Consider the following 18,803-nt stretch of genomic DNA (forward strand, 5'->3'; position numbering starts at 1 on the left):
GGTGGATCATAAATTTTCCTAATAGCCTGTTCTAGGCTATCTTCGAATCATTTATGTATCCGCCGTCTTCTGCTGGCCAGCTTTAGACGCATTTAAATTTTTGTAAGGTTTGTCCCTTACATGTATAAATATAATAGGTTTTCAAAATTCACGACCAACTCGATGAGTTGGCTCTAATTTGCCTATATATAAGGCTTTCTTAAATTTAGGCATAAAAAAAGAACCCCTTTCGGGGTTCAAAACCAACTCAATGAGTTAATTAATTTTATTCTTTTATTTCACTACCTAATTCGGATATTCCAAACTGCTCTAAGACACCATTAAAATCACCAAGCGCGAGTCCTGGCATAGTATCCATTATTCGAATATAGGTTTTATCTGGGTCATTATAATAATTTAATTTATTATTTGATTTATCAAATAATTTCTGTGTTATTCTGGAGCATAATCGCATGCCTACACAAATCGCCATCAAAACATTAGTAGTCATGTTGTTATAATTATTATTCTTAATTTTCCCATGATAGTTTTTGTGAAGCCCTGTCTCTTCATTAAATTTCTCAGGATAGTTCCATTTTCTATTTTCCATCAAAAACCATAGACAATCACACAGAGATTTAGTTGGATCTCCTATCATCTTCATGAGTTCAATTTCCTCTTGTTCATCATAAGAAGCTAACTGTTTATAAAATCCTTGGTAAGCGTCTTCTGGTTCAAACTTTAAAGAGGGCTGATATTTTGGATGGAATGTAAGTAGTCTACTATCAATTCCTTCAACTTTCCCTAGTATCGCATATCCTAGAAAATCCTTATCCGCATTTGCATATGTAGTGAACTTTTGTTCACGAATATTTATAACACATTTAGCAAGATTCTTTTTTGCTTTAGCAGTTAAATGAAGCACACCATCTTTTTGTACTACATACTGTCTATCGGCAATAACAAGGTATCCATCAGCATAAACAAATCGTCCCTCTCTTATCCACCGCTTAAGAACTGAATCTGTATCAATAATCTTTATCGCTTCTACAGGTGTTAATTTGACAAAGTCTTTTTTGCTATTAATTTCTTCATAGACAGCTTCATAGTCTACGAACTTTGAAATCGTATCCTCTAGACCAACTTCAATCAACCTATATTTTACTGATAATCGTGATGTTATAAAGAACTTACTTAAATCTTCTATCAAAGTGTCACAGGATAAAATAGCATTTTCCCCAGACATTTTATATTGCTGAATAAATTCTAGTGCCTTCTTTTTAAAGCTGTTTATTGGCATCAAAACTCTTGGTGCTAATCTATGTGCCTGCCATTCTAGCCACCTTACTTCATTTTCCTTAGTATTTTTTCCTTCAGATGGTGTAAAGAATGTCTCTGATTGGCGGCATAAAATCGGATATAGCTTTTCAGATGCGTTTTTATTTTTTACTTCAAGAATTTCAAAATATCTCTTATCTTTTTCCCAGTGAAGCGCCTCGTGAACAAGTGTATTTCTTTTTGAGCCTTCACCATAGACTGCTTCAGACAAGGGATCGATTAATACAGTCCCAGCTTTAAAGGCTGTTGATGTGTATCGCCTCGTTTCCCAGTTATAAACATCTATATGTGCATCAAGTAGCAAGCAGCATCCAAAAACATCTAAATCACCTGATAAAGAAACTTCTTGCACTGTGAGCCCCATATCCTTAAGTATATCCTCAACAGGAAGAGGCATCGGATCAACCAATGCCTGCTTACAATATTTTGTTAGAAATTTAGTTGCATAATCGTCAAGTCGATTCTTCCCAAGAATTAAGGCGCCTGATTTCTTATTAATATCAAAAATATCACTTGATGTAATTTTGCTCTTCATTTTCTACCTGTTCTCCTTTTTCAATATGATCGAGAGGCATCTCTGACAAAAGCTTTCTTGCCTCTTTCCAGGTAGGATAGAATTCTTCAACAAGCGATTGGAATCTATGCGTGTGATTCTTTTCTATCAAGTGTACTAGCTCATGGATAACTAAATACTCAAGACATTCTATTGGCTTTTTAGCAAGCTGAAGATTAATCCAGATTCTTTTTTTAAAAATATTGCAAGTACCCCACTTAGTCCTCATATTCTTAATTTTGTATTCATTAGCATGAAGGTTTGTCTTTGCCTCGCACCTTGAAACAACGCCATCCAATACTCGTTTAAGCTCTTCCCTGTACCATTCATTAAATGCCCTCTCCCTAGATTCTTTGGTTGATCTTTCAGGAGCAGTTAAAATAATTTTATTTGGCAATTTAGAAATTTCGTATTTGTTTCCTTCATAAACAACCTGCAAACGGTAGGGCTTTCCCCATAAATAATGTGATTCGCCAGAAACATACTCACGTTCTGTTTGACGTGCTTGTGATAACATTCTGTCTCTCACCTTAGTAATCTCTGGCATTTTCTTTAATACAAAAAGTCTTATCTCTTCGTCAGGATAATCACTAGGAGTACTGACTGTTATATTTCCTTCTGGAGGGTTAACTCTTATATAAAGATTTTTAAGATTTTTCTTTTTGATAATTTCAATTGGCATACCACCTATTATTGCTTCACTACTCATCGTATTCTACCTGCCTTCCAGTTATATCGAAGACTTCATTGGTTTTTTCAGTTGCTTCGTCTTCGTCATAACCATATACCAATAAATTCTGATATATAGCAAGTCTTATATTTTGTTGCTTCTGAAAATTCCGCTTCCAATCAGGGCGCATTGCATTGCGGACAGCGGTATCAATACTTACAGCCAATTTCTCATCTCTATTAAAGTAGTCATAGAAAGCTCTTCTGGCTTCACTATTCTTAACAGTATCAGGATAATTAGAATTTTCTTCTGGATGTAAAATCGCTTGTGCTAGTTCCACAACTTGACGCAGATACTCCTCATAACTCATAGCTTCAATTCGTCTCTGGTCAATTATAATTTGAAGCATTTCTGATAGTTTCCCATAGTAAACTTTATTTGAAGACATCTTTTTGACAATTTCATGCTGCAAGTTGTTTTCAATTATCTCCGCTTTAGCATTATCACTTCCAGGAAGATCCTTGACTAGTGCCTCTATTGGAGTTGTAGTTGTGTTCTCTAATAACAATTCAACCAGCGACATATTACCTAGTTCGCTTACAACAGTAGAATCATCCGCACGAATATAGGTGTCAAGGATATAACGCATATCAGCCTCATAGGGCTTTAAGTCGATGTAATCACAGCTCGCAAGTTTAACCATTTCCTTTATTTTATTGTAGCCAGAAATATCACTTCTCAGTTTATTCACTTGGTTCTCTGAATAGCCATAATCGCTCACAAGTTTATCACTACAATTTGCAAAGGAACGGGTTAACGAAGCAGTAAGGCTATATAAAATATCCCTACGACCGGTATATTCATCATCTTCACTATTCTCACCACAAAAATATTCAATGTAATCTGTATCCTCTTTTGGGTCGTTTACATTTTCAAGCAAATCCTTAAGCGATGCAATTGCACCAACCATTTCAGACTTAGCTTCGTCATAGCGATTTTTGATAAGTCCCTCAACATCTTCCTTATCAAAATCATCGAAAGCTTCGGTGGTATAGTCGGCAACTGCAAGTTGGACATTGCGGAATAAATCCATGTAATCTACGATGTAACCATAGTCTTTATCTTCACCATCTGGTCTATTAACTCGACATATAGCTTGAAATAAATCATGATCTCGCATAGATTTATCGATATATAAATAAGTTGCTGTCGGAGCATCGAACCCTGTCAAAAGTTTATCTACCACGATAAGAAGTTTCATTTTAGCAGGTTCTTTCTTGAACTGCTCTTTTACTTCTTTTTCGAATTCAGACAGTTTTTTACCTTTAAGCATACGCTCATAAATTGACTTCTTATATTCTTCTTCACCTTCTTGACTTAAGTCACTCGTAGCCGTTCTAACGCTTGCAGTAGAAGGCTCATATGAGGTAACTACAGCACATCTATTAAAGCCATTGCTCGTAAAGATGTCCCAGTATCTACAAGCCTCGTATATACTGTTGGCAACAAGCATTGCTGTGCCGCGTTCATTTTTTAAACGAGGTTTTAAATTCATATCAAAAATGATATCGCCTGCGATTTTCTCAAGTCTTTGTCTTGAACTATATAATTTATTGATTGAAGTCCAGCTTTGCTTTAACTGTGTCTTTGCTCTATCTGTAAGACCTAAAGTTTTATTATCAAACCACAAATCAACCTTATCTTTATTGGATAAGTCCTGATCAACATCTCTTGCCTCATAACGCAAATCAAGGACAACACCATCCTCAACACCTTCATTAAATTTATAAGTGTGAATATATGGTCCAAATGTCTCAAGACTGGTCGATTTATCTTTTTTGAGTAGTGGAGTTCCTGTAAAACCAATAAGCAATGCTTCAGGCATTAATACTTTAACTGCCTCATGTAATTTACCTGAGTTAGTACGATGGCACTCATCAATAAAAGCGATTATATTTCCTTTTGCTTTGAAGTCAGCAGGCAGATCTTTCAATAATTCTTTGCGATACTGATCCACGTCAGATTGTTTACCTGCATTATGTCCATATTTATGAATCAAAGAACATATTATAGAATCATCATTTTTATTTAGAATATCTCTTAAATCAGCACTACTCTTTGTTCTTCTGACTTTTTCATTAACATCAATAAACAGACTTTCTATCTGGTCATCAAGCTCGTCTCGGTCTGTAATTATTACCACTCGACTATCTATGACATTTTCTATAACCCACTTAGTAAGCCATACCATAATTAAAGACTTGCCAGATCCTTGAGTATTCCAAATAATACCACCTTCGTTTGCAAGAATCCTTTTTCTGGCGGCAATATTAGCAAAATATTGATTATGTCTGGTAACTTTTTTCACACCTGCATCAAAGATAATGAAATCATGAATTAATGAAAGAAATCTTTCTTTTTGACAAAGTGAAATTACACCATCTCTTAGCTTATTTTTTTCTTTGGATTGGATACTCTTAACAGTCGCAGAAAGTTCATCTGTAGCTTTATTATCTTCTTTCCAATTTAGGTAATACTTTTCAGGAGTCTCGATTGTTCCATACTTCAACCCCTCTGCCTCATTGCCAGCAAAAAGGAACTGGGCAGTGCTAAAGAAATTTTGAATGTACTCTTTCTTCTGGTTTGTTAGATTTTGTCGAATACCCTCACCAATGCTCACACATGAACGCTTTAACTCAAATACACCCAGAGCGATGCCGTTTATATACAGCACCACATCAGGGCGTTTTCTTTCTACTTGATTAAAGCAAAGTACGCTTACTTCTTCAGCAACATAAAAATCATTATTATCTACATTATCCCAATCGATATAATGTACAGTTTGCCTATTTCTGTTTTCATCTTTAACGCCTTGCTTGCCATAACGAAGAAGAGAATATACCTCTTTATTGATTTGATAGAGGCTACCCACTTGATTGCTCGTCTTAGAAACAAGTTCAGTTACTGCTTTTGAAATTTGGTCTTTTGTGTAGCCACGCTTTTGTAGATTCTTTTTTACCAAATCTTCTTTAACTGGCGTGTTGTCTTGATCTTCAAGGCTGCCAAGATAGATGTAGCCTAAGCCACCATCGTTCTCTTCATCTATTAACCAGTGGAGAACCTTATTTTGTAGTTTTCTTTCTAAATCAACAGACATAATCTTAACCCCCTCATATTTTAAGACGCACACGCCCAGTTAAAAGTTCATCCATTGCGCCTTCTCTAATCTGAATCATCTTAGATTTTTCCGTTTCAAGAGATTCAATTTCTTCGTCCATAGAAGTAAGAATACTTGCAATTGCTTGCTGTTCACATATATCTACAGGGACATAAATGTTAATATCCGCTAGTTTTGATGGATTAATCGCAGGGTAGCTAGTGCCTGTACAGTTATCAATCACCTCATTAACGAAAACATCCTGTCGCAGAAGTAAAAATAGAAATCCAGCATTATTCTCAGTTCTAATTTGAGCATATCCAGTAGAGAAAACAAAATCTTTATCGGGTAATTCATATAGATAATTATTTCTTTGGTATGGGCGCACAGTCTGAAAGAAAATATCACCATGTTGAGCTAGCCGCTTTGCTCTAGATGGGGCAGTTTCTTTGCTTTCAACTCGCCAATTAACCAACGATATACCCTTAACAGACTCTAAATCAACATATTTGAAGCTTTCAGGTAATGGGGAAGAAGGGTTTATTTGTGCAAAGTCAGATAATTTGACATTAACCCACTCACCATCAAAGCCATCAAGTCTTGTTCTCCCACTAACCAAATCCTCCAATGCACCATCTCGGATTGCTTTTTTCTTCTCGATTAATTCGGTTAGATTGGTGATATGCTCGTCAAAATCCGATAGAACTGAGGCGATGGCTTGTTGTTCATTAGAAGGTATCAATGGGATTTTATACTCTTCTGTAACAGGTAATGAGATCTGCGAAAAAGAACTCCTTCCATCACCAGCATTTCTAAAATAATCAACATTATGTTTAAGATAGTAAAAAAGAAATTTTACTTCATATGCACCAGCTGACGTATAGCCCCACATCTCATTTTTGAAAGTACAAGGTTCATTGCAATATATAAAATCTATTACCCCTCTAGATTGAACAATTACTACAGGGACATTTATAATATTTGCGTTAGGCAAATCTGATACATTTGCTTTAATTTCTGTTGCTCCTCCAGCAAAAACTCTTATAGTTCCAGTAGCAGATTTAATTTTATGCATTTTTTCTGCTGTTATAGGGGTTCCTTTAACACGCTTATATATATTCTTTATTTCGCTGTACTCAATAATTTCTCCCGGATAAGTTACCATGTGTATCCCATCCTTTCCAAAGCAGACTTCACTTTTTCCTTAGACCGAGCTGTCTTTTCCTCAATCTCAGCCAAAGTATGCTCATAACGTTTTGCAATTAAGATTACTCTTGACGCAAGAGTATTTAACACCTGTTCAATAGCGCCTGTAACATCACTCTCAAGCCTTGTCATCCATTTCTTTTCAAATAACAGATGCTTGATTTCATCAATTGTTAACGCACTATATTTAGCAAGCACTAGATCATCAAGTGCCTTTTGAGCTTCTTTGATAGTTTTGTCGGCTTCTTCTTTTTCTATCATCTTCGCTTGATATGCAAGAAGGGAATTATACTCATCTGCATAAATCTCAGGAATAACTGCATTTTCGTTCGCTTCTTTTAATGCAGCTCTTAACTTAGCCTTACCGAATGATCCATTCTTATTTATAAGTTCATAAGCCATGAGTTCGCTATTAGCTTTGACTATTTTCTCCATTTCTGATGTATTGTCTACTTCAAATAATTCAATAAGCTTTGTGATATCGTTCACTACTGGCGATGTCTTTTTACCCTCTAATTCTTTAATCTGCTTATTAAGATTTGATTTAGGAATACCGTCACCTTTTTCATTCAAGGCATTTACAAGTAGTCCTTCATCGCCAGATTCTTCTTCACGCATTTCATCAAGTTCAGATTCAAGTATTGTGACTTTCTCTATCAACTCGTTAAGAGCTAATAATTCAGCTTCAAAATACTCACGTTCGATGATTTGTCTCGAAATCAATGCACCCTCAAACGACTTCATTTTAGAAGTATCATCAACTTTTATTTCTTCTCCATTTTCGTCTTTTGCTTTCTTTTGAGCGTATACATATTCAATCTCACGACCAGCCTCATATCCACTCGCCTTAATTACATATACATCATCTTGCATTTTCTCGTTCCAGTAATTAAGCAAGAAGTCATAGACATGGTAATTGTCTAAGAGCTGCGCCGATTCAAAATCGCTCAATATTTCAATACCCATGTTACGAATTAACTCTTTTGGATTTGTGCTTGCATTAATATTTAGCAATGAATCTTTCACTGCATCTCTCCAAGTTCCGAATAGTTCACCACACTCGTTTTCTATTTCATTCTTGATATTTTCATCCTCAGAAATAACTGTTTCTATCTCATTTGGTGACATTACAAGATTGTAAACGTTGTGCTTTTCATCGACACAGGTAAATATCTCTTTCTTTAATGCTGGTGATATTCTCCATAGTTTTTCTATTGAATTAATATCAATTTCCGGAATACCTCCCTTAAGATGTGATGCGATATTTTGTGGCAATGTATCATCAATCTTTTGGATATACCGAGGGACATTTAGGTTACCTTCATTTTGTTCTAAGATTTCTTTATAGGTAACAAATTTTGAGTACCCCTCAATTTCCTCTTTGTTAATAAAGGTTTGAACTATCTTCTCAATGTCTTGTTCACGAAGACGGTTCTTGTTTCCGTCCTTCTTAAATCCACGGCTTGCATTAATCATAAAAATGCCTTCACGTTTATCCGCATCCTCTTTGTCAATAATGATTATGCAGGCAGGAATACCTGTGCCATAAAATAAGTTTGCAGGCAATCCGACAATACCCTTTATATATCGCTTATCAAGAACTGCTTTTCTAATGGTCTCCTCAGCATTAGGTCTAGATAGCACACCATGGGGTAGGATGATTCCAGCCTTACCACGCTGGCTATCCAACGCCTTTAAGACATGCAAAAACCAAGCATAGTCACCATTTTTCTCTGGTGGAATGCCATAGCCGTCAAATCTTTTAAACTTATCTTCTGATGGTTTAATTCCATCTGTCCAATCTTTATCAGAAAACGGTGGATTCATGACTATAAAATCAAACTTTCTAAGCCCACCAAAATCATCTTTATACGCTGGATTTGCTAGAGTATTGGCACTCTTGATTTCACCCGTACCTTTATTATGTAGGATAAAATTCATCTTTGCCAAACCTGCTGTATCTGGGTATTTTTCTTGTCCATATATTGAAACAATCGAATTCCCATCTTCATCTGTAGGAGCTTCATCTGCAGCACGAATTAGTAACGAACCACTACCTGCCGCCGGATCATGAAGAGTCCATTTCTTACCCGTCTCTTGCTTAATATCTCCAATGCCAATAAGTCTAGCAATAATACGTGAAACCTCACTAGGTGTATAAAATTGTCCCTTGCTCTTACCAGATTCCTGAGCAAATTTCATCATGAAGTATTCATAAGCATCTCCGATGATGTCATCTCCACTAGCTCTGTTACTTTTAAAGTCAATAGCAGGATTTTGGAATATTGCAATAAGGCCAGAAACCTTATCAACTAGTTCCTTGCCAGAACCTAGCTCATCTGGATTATTAAAGCTAACGTCAGGCAAAGAACCTTGAAGACGGTTTTCTTCTAGGAACTTTTGAATAATCTTATCTACTCGCTCACCAACATCACTTTTACCTTTTGCAGCAATCAAATCTTCAAATGATGCGCCTTCATTTACTGTAAATTCTGCAAATCGTTGTCCCTTGTATCTATCTGATACGTATTTAAAAAACAATAAAACAAGTACGTAATCTTTGTATCTTGATGGCTCAACTCCACCTCTTAATTTATTACAAGCTTCCCATAAAAGAGAATACAATTCTGATTTTTTCACGGCCATTCATTTAACCTCTCTCATCTTTAATATTTTATTAGTATTCTGTTATGTCAATTCCCGCTTTTAATAACCTTTCATATCTCTCATGGGAGATTAGAACAGCTACAGGTTTTCCGTTTTTTAGTACAAAAGCAGTTCTATCTTCGTCAGATAATCCAGTAATTAGCTTTGATGATTGTCCTCTGAGAAAATCCGACATATTATAAAATTCCATCGGCTGTTTTTTAGTTTTATCTTCTTTTTCCATGTCTAAATCCGCCTTTTCTTTTCATTTTAACATCTCTAGACTCTTATTTCAACTCTTATTTATACCTAAAAAGTAATTACTATTAAACACTATTTCCTTGTCCAGTATTTCTTATCTTTATAGCCATCTTGTCAACTCACCAAGTATTTGCCAGTAATCCTATCAACTCACCACGTTAATATCAATATCGTCTGCTCAGCCATGTAACCTGACAATCTTGGATAAGTTCCCACAAAATAAAAATCCGTGATTATCCTATCGGCTTGAAACCAGATCTCAAATCACGGAAAGCCTTTATTTACTTGCCTTTTTACACTCTTATTTATCAACCCTTGACATCAATACTACCGTCTCAACATGCGAACTATGAGGAAACATATCAACCGGCTGTACTTCCTGCGTCTTATACCCATGTTCTTCTAAATACGCCAAATCCCGTGCCAATGTCGCTGGATTACAAGACACATACACCACTCTTTTTGGCTCCATATTGACGATGGTTTCTAGAACACTTTCTTCACAGCCCTTTCTAGGGGGATCTACCACCACGACCTCTGTACGAATTCCTTCTTTATAGAGCTGAGGCACCACTTCCTCTGCTTTTCCTACGTGGAACTCAGCATTATTCAGATTATTGATTTTAGCATTATGCTTTGCATCTTCAATTGCCGCCTCTACTACTTCTACACCATAGACCTTTTTAGCCTTTTGTGCTAAAAATAAAGAGATGGTTCCAATACCACAGTAGATATCCAAAACATTTTCTTCTCCTGTTAGGTTTGCATATTCCAGTGCTTTTTCATAGAGCGCCTTGGTTTGCATTGGATTCACTTGAAAGAAGGATTGTGGGGAAATATTAAACTTCAAGTCCCCTATGTAATCTGTAATGTAACCCTCCCCATGAAGGGTCTTTGTCTTAGATCCAAATATCACATTTGTATTCTTTTCATTAATATTATGTGCCACTGTCTTAAGACCCTTTACACCTTCTATCAGCAGATCAATCAGTTCCTTTTTATGAGGTAACTGTTTGCCATTGGTAATCAGCACAACCATAACCTCTCCTGTTGTAAACCCTACCTTTGTAATCACATGGCGTAGTAGTCCCACTCTCTTTTTTTCATCGTACACAGTGACTCCAAAGGAATCAATATAATGTTTCATGACCTTTGCAATGGTTTCATTGATAGGGGACTGAATATGGCAATATTCTGTATCAACAATTTCATGACTTCCCTTTTTATAAAACCCTAGTATTGCTTTGCCATCCATGACTCCAATGGGAAATTGGGCCTTGTTTCGGTATTCATAGGGATTGTCCATTCCCAAGGTGGCATGTACTGTGGTTTCTATCTTTCCGATCCGTGCCAATGTCTCTTCTACTCTTTTTCTCTTCATTTCTAATTGCCCTTTATAGTCCATATGCATGATTTGACATCCACCACAAACATCAGCTATTGGACAGCGTGGCTCGGTTCTATTGGGAGAAGCCGTCATGATCTCAATCATTCTTCCCATTCCATATGTCTTCTTTACCTTGGTTATTTTAACCTTTAAGTGATCACCAGGTATCCCACCCTCTACAAAAACCGTAAAACCATCAATCCGACCGACGCCTTCACCATTATGTCCTGTATCCTTAATTTCCATCTCAATCACATCATTTACATTAATCATTTTTTCTCACTCCTTATCTCATTCCATTAAAAATCTGCTTATTTCTATCACATCAACTCATATCTAAGATAAAAATGCTATCTAAAGATCTATTTTATTGTCGAAGCTACTACCTTCTCTCTCATTCTACACTACTTAGGCCTTTTTTTGCCAACATTTGTTGTACGATTACTATTTACTGGAACTTTTAAATATTCTATAATGGAGTTATCACTTGGGACAAGCTTAAGGGAGTTGATAAAATGAAAGGCACCATCAGAAACATCCTGTTGCTACTGATTATTTGTGCTACGGCTTCTGGAATACCCATTTATGCGGATTCCATCAATTTTAGTACCTTTCGGACTAATACAGCTGTATCCTCAGAGCACATACAACTACATACCCATCTAGAAGAAGACCAATTGACAGTTACCTTTTCTACCGATCGAGATCAAACTCCCCTGGTTTTTGACCTAGATCATCCTTTCACACTTGAAATACAATTTCAAAATGAGACTGTGAAAGAAGTTATGTTTCATGAGATTGCTATAGGAACACCAAATCTTGATACGGTTATGACACAAGATAGCCCTCTGACTTTTGAGCTTGATTTATCTCAGCATCAATTGCAGCTTCCAGATGGTAACTATACTTTAGTGTTGCAACCTAATGTCAAAAATATGCCAACATCATTTCCTGCTGAAAGCATTCATTTATCCTATGATCTCTCTGGGAATTACATTCCTGCTTTGCAAGGAATCAGTAGGAATGAAACAGCTTTAAAGCTTTATTTTCCAACAGAGGACTATAACCATTTGATCCCTGTCACCCGTGTGATTCCTTATACAAGGACACCACTTAGAATGACCATTGATGCATTAGAGCAGGGTCCTGCCACTGACCTAGGCTTACCTACTTTTTCACCAATACCACAGGGAAGTGATATTAGCTTAAACCAAGGCAGTGCTACCATTCATTTATCTAGTGACACAGCTTCTTTTATCCAAGGATCCGCTACTGCTATTGTAGCCATTGACAGCTTTGTTGAGTCTCTTGGGGCAATTAGCGAAGTCAATGCGGTTCGGTTTGAATCCGAATCTAATTCAAATGAAATTTTCCATGGTATGTCCCTGGACGAGCCTTTTATACCTATGGCTGGCCCTCAGCTTTATGTGAAATTCAAAGGAGAAAACAAGCGTTTACTCCTATTACCACTATCTCTAGAAAAGAAGTCCTTAGATGTTGAGGGTATCTTTGCTCAATTAAAATACCAATCAAACTATCAATTTTTCAATCATCAAATCCAACCGACTGTTCCTATGGAGGTAGAACTCTTGTCCTTTAACATTGAAGGAAGTACACTACATTTAACCTTCAATGAGGCTTTCATCGAAGTGCAGCAAGAGAACTCTTTACATCAACTGATGATTGAATCCCTTCTATATACCTACACTTCTTTCGAGGAAGTTGAACAAGTCCATTTTCAAGTGGCGGGGCATTTCTCTGAAACCATCTCCCCCTCCCCTTATATTAATCCTGAAAAATAATTCGAAAACAACATGATTTCTCGATCATGTTGTTTTCTTGCAAAAAAAGTGAGCACAATCACTTGTGCTCCAAAGAAAATTAGAATCAGTTTGCCTCTCATCAATGTTTCAATACTCTATTTAATAATATTTGACACTTTTACCATATTTTATACCACCCTATTTATTTAAAACAACTTCCCACTTGCTCTAGCATATGGCGAATAGGAAGATCATATGGGCATCTTGGTTCACATTTGCCACATTTAATACAGTCTGAAGCCTTTATGGACTGTCCTTGATACCGCTCTACAGCCCAGTCTTGTAGATCATAACGAGTATAGTAGCCTTCTAGCAAAAATTGTGCTGGTATGTCTATTTCTTGAGGACAGGGTAAACAGTAACCACATCTTCTACAAAATGTATTACCTAATTCTTTTTGTAGTTTCTCTAAGTGCTGTCGTTCTTCTTTATTTAGAGGTATTTTTTCTTGACCAATTCGACTATTTTCAAAAACCTGGTCCATATGATCAATGCCTGGAATGACAACAGAAATATTAGGATTTTCAACAATAAATCGTAGGGCTAGTTCACCTTCCCTAATGGCACCTCCTGCAAGTGGCTTCATAATAATCACGCCAATATTACGTTCTTTGGCCCTTTGGAAAAGTTTTTCTCCATGCCTTTCCACAATATTATATGGAAACTGGATGGTGGAAAAAAAGTCGGTCTCTATAGCCATCTCCAAGACACCCAAGTCATGGCTTGTAATTCCTATTTTTTTGATTTTCCCCTCTAATTGCGCCTCTTTTAAAGCGCCATAAGCGCCATTTGGTCCCATTACTTGATCATATACTTCCTTTGATTTTACTTGATGAAGTTGGTATAAATCGATTGTATTAGACCTTAAATTTTTTAAACTGATTTCAATATCGGCCTTCATCCCTTGATCATCTCTGGCAAGAGACTTGGTTGCAATGATCCAAGAATCACGCATTCCTTCCATAGCCTTACCGATCAGTACTTCACTGTTGGCATAACCTCTGGCGGTATCAATAAAGTTAATGCCTTCTCCTTGAGCTGTTTTAATGAGTTCAATTGCTTCTTTTTCTTCTAATCGTTGAATTGGAATGCCACCGAATCCAATTACACTTACCTTATAATTGGTCCTTCCTAACTGCCTAAACTCCATGTTCCTCCTCCTTTGTTTAACTATTTACGATAGTAAATCGAGAAATTTCCCTCTTGGATCATTTGTTTTAACTGTTTTTTGATAAATGATTTAATTGCAAATCGGGTAAATGGAATCACTAAGGAAAATCCTGCAATATCTGTGAGTAATCCTGGTGTTAAGAGAAATGCGCCACCAATCAATACGCAAAGTCCATTGATGAGTTCGTCCCCAGGCATTTTGCCTTGACTCCCCTCAAACTTGATTCTTTTAATAATTCCTTTTCCTTCGCTTTTGGCCAGTGTCGCCCCAATGATACCCGTTAGAAAAACAAGTAACAGTGTATAGGGTAATCCAATATAGTTGTTTAGTTTTAATAAAATAGCCAGTTCTGCAATAGGGATTACTGTGAATAGTATAATGAGCTTAAATAACATGCTTTCACCTCCCTAAGAAATTTTCATCACTAGATTCCTTAGTTCTACTTCAAACCATGTAAAATAGTTTCCATGGTAGCCGAAACTCATCTGATCTATTTTTTGACATCACCTTAGACCACAACGAGAAAAAAATATTTACTATTTGTATTCCCTGTTATGATTAGTATTACAATTAAGCCACTTAAATAAGTAGCTTAATCTTCTATTTTATGTATATTCTGTAGTTGTTTGTATATTCCTTCATGCTTTTTCTTTAGGTTAGTTGGTCTTCCATTTTCTTTATCAACAAAAACATGTTCTGTAAATCCTTCAGCAATAAATACATTATCTTCTTCTCTAATAATTTCATAATAAAACTTAATTCTTGTAGGACTTAGTTCTTCTACTGTTGTTTTGACTATTAAATTATCAGCATATTTTGCCGAGGCTTTATATTTGCAATTAACTTCTATCACTGGAAGTATTATACCCATTGCTTCCATCTGTTTATAGCTAATCGTGGATTCTTTTAAATAATCAGTTCTCCCTACTTCAAACCATACAAAGTAATTGGAATGGTATATAACCCCCATTTGGTCAGTTTCACTATATCTTGGTATTATTTTAGTCTCATTACTATACAAATGAAACACCTTCCTTTCTTTAAACAATTATAGCATATATCCCTAGATCCTAAAAAAACCTACCAATTTTTTTATCTTTATATTATCAACAGTGAACTGCACAACTGTGTTAAGATGTTTAAAACACTAAAAATGTAACAGGTGCTTTAAAAGCCAAAATTCAAATTACAACAGAAGATTTTATATGATGTAACGATAAAAAAAATCTTCTACATCTTTTACTTTTAAAGAATATATCTTTCCTTCATCAATTTTTACAGAAACTGCTTTTGTGCATTCCCCTAAACAAAAGGCTGCCTTTATGGTCACTTGATCCTCTAAAGCCTTTTCTTCTACTATGCTTTGAAATTTATTTACTACATCATAGGCTCCTTTCAAATGACATGCACTTCCAATACATATATTAATTGTTTTCATTAGGACCTCTCCTTATTAATCATTCTCTGCAAATATAATTCATCGTCATATCTTATTATTTTTTTATGGTTTCATTTTATGAAAAAAAATTAAAAATATTGTATTTCCACCTTTTTTCCTAAGGTTTTTAAGTGTTTTTCTAATTTCCGAATGACTTGTATCTTAATATTTAAATCTGCAGGTAAATCTGGATTTTGATGGGCGGGGTTAATTGCCTTTCCTACCCAAAGATTTAAATGGGTACAATCTTCAATTAATAGCTTTGTCAATTTAGAAGCTCCATTTTTTGAATCTTCTTCCCAAGGGGTCTTATTTAATAAAATGTTTTCCATATATTTTTCTATATTCTCTAGCACTTTACTTAAGGTAATGACCCCTTCAGTAACCAAGTTGATTCCTTCCATTCTTCCCATGGGAGGAATCTTTTGAGTCCCTGTTTCAAAGTCTACAATCAATTCTTTTCCCGTCTCACGACTTACAATATTAGCTGCTGTTCCTCCACAGACAATTTTTTGTCCTCTAGCTCCCATAAACCCTTGAATAATTTTTTGATCCCGCTCTTTATTTTCTGGTGGGCCCGAAAATAATTGTATCACTTCTGGTTCTCTAATTTTCACCACGACTACCGATGTATCATCTCCTGGGTTTCCATCATATAAATAGGCACAGGTGTCAATCAGCTTTTTAGAAATATTTTTAGCACATTTTTCTATTTTCGATTGTTTCAATAAATATTCTGCTACATTGTCCCATTGCCATCCTAAGTTCAAAACTCCCCCTACTCCAGCATGAATCGCCCCATCACTCACAAGGATTAATGTGTCTCCTTTTTGAAGCTGGGCCTGACTTTCTAAAATTCTTTTCCCATGAATCTTTCGTTCTGTTTTATTTAGTTCCATATATTTATCTTTTCGAATAAAAAAAATCGGTGGGTTATCATATTCTACTATATATACTTTACCATCATTTTGAATTTTCAAAATGATAAAAGTACAATAAGCTAACTTTCGCACATTACATACAGGTAAAGTACTAGCAATGGTTTCTATGGTTTCATAAATACTGGCACCCTCTCGTAACATGGTTCCTGCAATTTTCGTAGTCATGGTAGCTAAAATATTAGCTTTCACACCACTACCCAATCCATCTGCTAATACAATAATGATACTATTCTCTGTATACACTACTTCTACCTTATCTCCACACAATTCTTCATTTTGTTTATTAATACTATCGTAGGCTAAATCCACAAAAAAATCCATTATACTTCCCCTCGTTCCCCCATGACGATGTCTTTTAATTTAGTTAAAGTCACCTTTGTCTCCGCTGTGGTCTCTCCTAATAAACTAGCAATTTCCTGGGCGACTCTCATTTGTTTATTGATTACATCTTGAGCCACATTTAAAGTATTTTCCTTTACCCGTGCTAACTCTGCTTTGTTTTTTTCTGCTGCAGTAACATCAGTCATAATTGCCATTAAAATATTTTCTTCTTTAAGATAAATAATATTTGCAATTAAAATCACCCCATATTGAGGATACTCTATTTTTTTCCCAACTGTATTTACTTTTGTTTCTAATACCTTTTCAAAAATATCTTCTGGAATAATCTTTTGAACTCGTTCTCCTTTAATTTGATTGGTTTTAATTTGAAACACTCGCTCAGAGGAAGGGTTAAATTCTTTAACTCTTAGGTCATAACCCACCATAAAAATAGCATTGGGACTATGATCAAAAATTACATTTTTTAAACTTTCTGCTTTTGCTCTCATAAAGGGTAAACATCTATTTGACTGGGAACGCCCTTGCAAAACAGATTGTGCCTTTTCACGACAGGTTCGATAACCACAAGCATCACAGTTTAATTCATCTTCTTTTTTATATTTCCACATGCTTTTTAATACTTTTTCGATTTCTTCTTGAGAGTGTTTTTTTTGCTCTACCCGTTTATCAGATATGATTCTCGAAAGACTTATAGACTCTTTTAGCTTTATGTCTTCAAATAATACCGTTTTAGATGTTTCCTTAATATAGTCCTTTACTCGCTTTCTTCTTACATAATAATTTGTCGCATCCTTAGGCATTCCTGTGCCGTCAATACATCCACCTTGGCAAGAGGCACTTTCTAAAAAAATCCCACTCAATTCTTTCTTAGATAAACTTTCTAAAATCTCTTTACTTCTTGAAATTCCTGTGACAATAACTCGCTCATATTTTGTTTTTTGCTCTTTTGAGACATTTGGTTTACAGGGAATTTGCTGACCTTGTCTCCTCCCTTTTCCATCAAATTCTTCTAATGAAAGTTCTTCAAGATTTATGCCCGCTTCTCCAAACCATTGTTCTAATTCTACAAAGGTTAATACAGAGTCCACAACTCCTTGATGCTGTCTTTCATAAGCCTCTACTTTTTTTGCAATACAAGGACCAATAAAAACAACATGAATATCGTGCCCATATTTTTGCTTTAAATATTTTCCATGAGCAATCATCGGTGAAACAATAGGAATCATATATTTACGCAGTTCCGGATAATATGTTTCAATTAAATAATTGTTTGAGGGACAACTAGTTGCAATCAAATTATCTTTTTGAGAGGCTTGAAGGTGTTCTTCGTAAGCCATTACCACCATATCCCCTCCAATTGATGCTTCCTCAACAATATCAAACCCTAATATTTTTAATGCCTTTACCATTTGCCCTGTTGCTTTCATAGAAAAAGCTCCTGGAAAAGAAGGGGATAAGCTTGCCACCACTTTCTTATTGGAGTCAATGGCCCTTTTTACTTCATGTACTTTGTCTTTTATATAAAGGGCATTTTGGTCACAAATCACATAACATTCTCCACAGGATATACAACGATCTTCTAATATTTCTGCTCGATCATCATAAATAGAAATAGCCTTGGGTGAACACACCCTTATACACTTATAACAATTCTTACATTTTTCTTTAGAGAAGTTAATAAATTTCATTGTCTCACCCCTCTTGTTATTTTCTTAACAAGTACATTGTAACTTACTTTCATAAAAAAACCAACCAATATGTTTACAATAAAGCGTAAATTTAGGATTAAAAATAGAAATAATTACAAATTGCTTATCTACATTATCTCCCTTAAATTAAGAAAAGAACCTACAGGATCCTGTAGGTTCTTTTTTTTACCAGCTTATTTCAC

The 18,803-nt window shown here is 35.5% G+C and carries 14 protein-coding genes; 1 reads left to right on the forward strand and 13 read right to left on the reverse strand.

The annotated features are described in order from the left end of the window. Window positions 1-265: 265 nt before the first annotated feature. From AMET_RS19895 to rlmD, 7 genes are all read right to left on the reverse strand, one after another. Window positions 266-1,852 (reverse strand): ImmA/IrrE family metallo-endopeptidase, encoded by a 1,587-nt coding sequence (locus AMET_RS19895; protein WP_012065087.1) that lies wholly within the window; start codon window positions 1,850-1,852, stop codon window positions 266-268. After that, on the reverse strand, window positions 1,827-2,579 hold the full coding sequence (locus tag AMET_RS19900; protein ID WP_012065088.1) for a M48 family metallopeptidase: 753 nt from the start codon (window positions 2,577-2,579) through the stop codon (window positions 1,827-1,829). The genes AMET_RS19895 and AMET_RS19900 overlap by 26 nt, the downstream gene beginning before the upstream one ends. After that, complete coding sequence (locus AMET_RS19905) at window positions 2,572-5,697, reverse strand: type I restriction endonuclease subunit R (protein WP_012065089.1); 3,126 nt, start codon at window positions 5,695-5,697, stop codon at window positions 2,572-2,574. The genes AMET_RS19900 and AMET_RS19905 overlap by 8 nt, the downstream gene beginning before the upstream one ends. Before the next feature lie 13 nt (window positions 5,698-5,710). Beyond that, window positions 5,711-6,862, reverse strand: coding sequence for a restriction endonuclease subunit S (locus AMET_RS24565; RefSeq protein WP_012065090.1), 1,152 nt, complete (start codon window positions 6,860-6,862; stop codon window positions 5,711-5,713). Further along, entirely contained in the window at window positions 6,856-9,549 is a 2,694-nt protein-coding gene (locus tag AMET_RS19915; protein ID WP_012065091.1) for an N-6 DNA methylase, read from the reverse strand. Before AMET_RS19915 ends, AMET_RS24565 begins: the two co-directional genes overlap by 7 nt. 31 nt (window positions 9,550-9,580) lie before the next feature. Next, complete coding sequence (locus AMET_RS19920; protein ID WP_012065092.1) at window positions 9,581-9,793, reverse strand: type II toxin-antitoxin system Phd/YefM family antitoxin; 213 nt, start codon at window positions 9,791-9,793, stop codon at window positions 9,581-9,583. Between the two features lie 318 nt (window positions 9,794-10,111). After that, a complete protein-coding gene (rlmD, locus tag AMET_RS19925) occupies window positions 10,112-11,470 on the reverse strand; it encodes a 23S rRNA (uracil(1939)-C(5))-methyltransferase RlmD (RefSeq protein ID WP_012065093.1) in 1,359 nt (452 codons plus the stop codon). A gap of 242 nt (window positions 11,471-11,712) precedes the next feature. On the opposite strand from rlmD, the gene AMET_RS19930 reads away from it, so the two are divergent. Then, window positions 11,713-12,999 carry a GerMN domain-containing protein gene (locus AMET_RS19930; RefSeq protein ID WP_012065094.1) on the forward strand — a complete coding sequence of 429 codons (1,287 nt, stop codon included), beginning with the start codon at window positions 11,713-11,715 and terminating at the stop codon, window positions 12,997-12,999. Between the two features lie 163 nt (window positions 13,000-13,162). Here AMET_RS19930 and AMET_RS19935 read toward each other — a convergent pair whose 3' ends face one another. The 6 genes from AMET_RS19935 to AMET_RS19960 form a co-directional block, all read right to left on the reverse strand. Further along, the gene (locus AMET_RS19935) at window positions 13,163-14,170 is read right to left on the reverse strand and encodes an aldo/keto reductase (RefSeq protein WP_012065095.1); all 1,008 of its coding nucleotides are present in this window, start codon (window positions 14,168-14,170) and stop codon (window positions 13,163-13,165) included. A gap of 20 nt (window positions 14,171-14,190) precedes the next feature. Then, a complete protein-coding gene (locus AMET_RS19940) occupies window positions 14,191-14,586 on the reverse strand; it encodes an FxsA family protein (protein WP_012065096.1) in 396 nt (131 codons plus the stop codon). 197 nt (window positions 14,587-14,783) lie between these two features. Then, entirely contained in the window at window positions 14,784-15,239 is a 456-nt protein-coding gene (locus AMET_RS19945; RefSeq protein WP_012065097.1) for an acyl-CoA thioesterase, read from the reverse strand. 153 nt (window positions 15,240-15,392) lie between these two features. Then, on the reverse strand, window positions 15,393-15,629 hold the full coding sequence (locus tag AMET_RS19950; protein WP_012065098.1) for a (2Fe-2S) ferredoxin domain-containing protein: 237 nt from the start codon (window positions 15,627-15,629) through the stop codon (window positions 15,393-15,395). A gap of 89 nt (window positions 15,630-15,718) precedes the next feature. Continuing rightward, window positions 15,719-16,891, reverse strand: a complete 1,173-nt coding sequence (locus AMET_RS19955; protein ID WP_012065099.1) for a SpoIIE family protein phosphatase — start codon at window positions 16,889-16,891, stop codon at window positions 15,719-15,721. Then, window positions 16,891-18,600 carry a [Fe-Fe] hydrogenase large subunit C-terminal domain-containing protein gene (locus tag AMET_RS19960; protein WP_012065100.1) on the reverse strand — a complete coding sequence of 570 codons (1,710 nt, stop codon included), beginning with the start codon at window positions 18,598-18,600 and terminating at the stop codon, window positions 16,891-16,893. The genes AMET_RS19955 and AMET_RS19960 overlap by 1 nt, the downstream gene beginning before the upstream one ends. Window positions 18,601-18,803 lie beyond the last annotated feature (203 nt).

Source organism: Alkaliphilus metalliredigens QYMF (assembly GCF_000016985.1).
Lineage (GTDB): Bacteria > Bacillota > Clostridia > Peptostreptococcales > Natronincolaceae > Alkaliphilus_A > Alkaliphilus_A metalliredigens.